Origin of the sequence: Franconibacter helveticus LMG 23732, assembly GCF_000463115.2 — a bacterium.
In the GTDB taxonomy this organism is placed as follows: domain Bacteria; phylum Pseudomonadota; class Gammaproteobacteria; order Enterobacterales; family Enterobacteriaceae; genus Franconibacter; species Franconibacter helveticus.
Map to the genome: position 1 here is coordinate 1 of NZ_AWFX01000055.1, position 2017 is coordinate 2017.

Annotated in this window: 2 protein-coding genes; both read left to right on the plus strand. The window is 51.0% G+C overall.

Going from position 1 to position 2017, the window contains the following annotated elements; genetic code table 11:
- A partial coding sequence (locus DW56_RS19440; protein ID WP_029590200.1) for an MbeB family mobilization protein occupies positions 1-405 on the plus strand: 405 nt, incomplete at its 5' end.
- Between the two features lie 6 nt (positions 406-411).
- Entirely contained in the window at positions 412-627 is a 216-nt protein-coding gene (locus DW56_RS19445) for an MbeD family mobilization/exclusion protein (RefSeq protein WP_029590204.1), read from the plus strand.
- Positions 628-2017: the final 1390 nt, after the last annotated feature.

The window sequence follows — 2017 nt, forward strand, 5'->3', positions numbered from 1 at the left end:
TTCAGCGAGCACGAGCAGTCTGTCAGAGCGGAACTGAGCGCAAGCGCGAGGAGAATCAGCGACGCCATCCTCGCACACGAGCAGAGTATGAGCGAGGCGATGGAGAAAAACCGGCGGAGCGTACTGCGGACTGCCGGGCGGACATGGTTCACCATCCTGATGGTGTCAGCGCTGCTGATCGGCACGAGCGGGAGCATACTGTGGTGGCAGGGGCAGCAGATAACCGACAATTACACGCATCTTCGTCAGCAGGAAGATACCCTGGCGAAAATGACTGCCCGGACGTGGGGAGTGCGCTATCAGGAGAGCCGCGACGGCCGGAGGTTTCTTATCCTGCCGCCCGGGATGCAAACCGAAGCCATCCCCTACGACGGGACGACATGGATCCGCCTGAAACAGGAGTAGCGGAAAATGACAGAGCTGGAAAAGCAGTTGCTGAGCGCATTAGAGCAGCTACAGCAGGACTACTCGCAAAGGCTGGACGAATGGGAGAGCGCCTTCGCGGAATGGCGGAGCATGTGTGGGCTTATGCAACGGGAGAACGCGATGCTGAACGAGCGCGTGTCGGACTTGAGCACGCAGGTGCTGAGTTTAAGCGAGCAGCTGCGCCGCTTGTCCGGGAACTGAATGCCATCGAGCTCCGGCAGAGGGAGAATGAGTATCAGAAAACACTGGAGCTGGAGCGCCAGCCGCAGAAAACCTACCGCGGGCCGACACTTTAAACCATCCAGGCAGCTGACAACCCGCACGAAGAGGGGCTCTTATTTCTCCCGCTAAATAGGTTCGTGATCAAAAAGGTCACGACTTATTCAGGAGCGGGAAATGAAGCTGTTAAATCTTATTGAATCATTGCTTAACTGCCTGTATCTGGCGGCGGAGCTGTGGGACTGGCTGGAGAAGCATTTGTCGGTTTTTAAGGCATTGGCGCGGATTTTAGTGTGACTTTAACATCCATGCATCTGGCTGCATGACTATGCACCAGTGTAATATTCAGCGGCTGCGTTTCTGGTGTTTTTTCGTTATGTCTGTCGCCACTTTCTCGCGTCTGGCACCGGAAACGCAGCCAACCCCGTTTCAGCGGTGCGCCCAACGGATGTTATGGTAAATGGTGCCTAATTAACGTTGACGTTTACATCAGCAGGACTTTGATAATTAGGTCGCTGTAATCCACTATCGCCAACCGATAAGCATTGGAATATGATGCTTATATCATCCCCTGGGAGCGAGCTAAACGTAGAGTGATCCATGTTCTTCACAAGGATGGTCTTGCCTTGATTAAGGCAATATTGGTTCGCTTCTGTTAACGCAGCTTTTTTTGCTCCAGCCTGTCCCCTTACAGGTGCAGCATGAACAGATATGGAATAAGTATCTGGCCCCATGGGTAATACGCCACTTGAATTAACGCATCCTGTAAGGGAAATCATTACTGCTGCAAAGCAAATGTATTTCATTACTCTAATATCCTATATTTTTATTTTTCTATTTATTCAAATGGTTATGCTGGTTTGTTGGGTGATTGTGCATCATCCAACTATACGATTTTTTATGCTTTATTTTCAAAGGGTTTTGTCGGTGTGAGTTTTTGACTGGTACTGTTGTTTGGTATCGGTTTTACTTTGATGTCTGTCGGTCATCGAAGATGAACCTCTTGAGATCCTTTCCGTTGCGTCGTAATCTCTTGCTCTGAAAACGAAAAAACCACCTGGGGAGGTGGTTTTTCGAAGGTTCAGTAAGTTGGGGAACTTCTGGACCGTGGTAACAGGGTGTACAAGACCGCTGCCACCAAATTCGTCCTTCCAGTTTAGCCGTAGTTTGGCTCTGACTTCAAGAACTCTGCATCAGTAATCTCTTGTACACCCTCTTACCAGTGGCTGCTGCCAGTGGCGCTTTGTCGTGTCTTTCCGGCTTGGACTCAAGTCGATAGTTACCGGAACAGGCGCAGCAGTCGGACTGAACGGGGGGTTCGTGCATACAGTCCAGCTTGGAGCGAACTGCCTTCCCGGAACCGAGTGTCAGG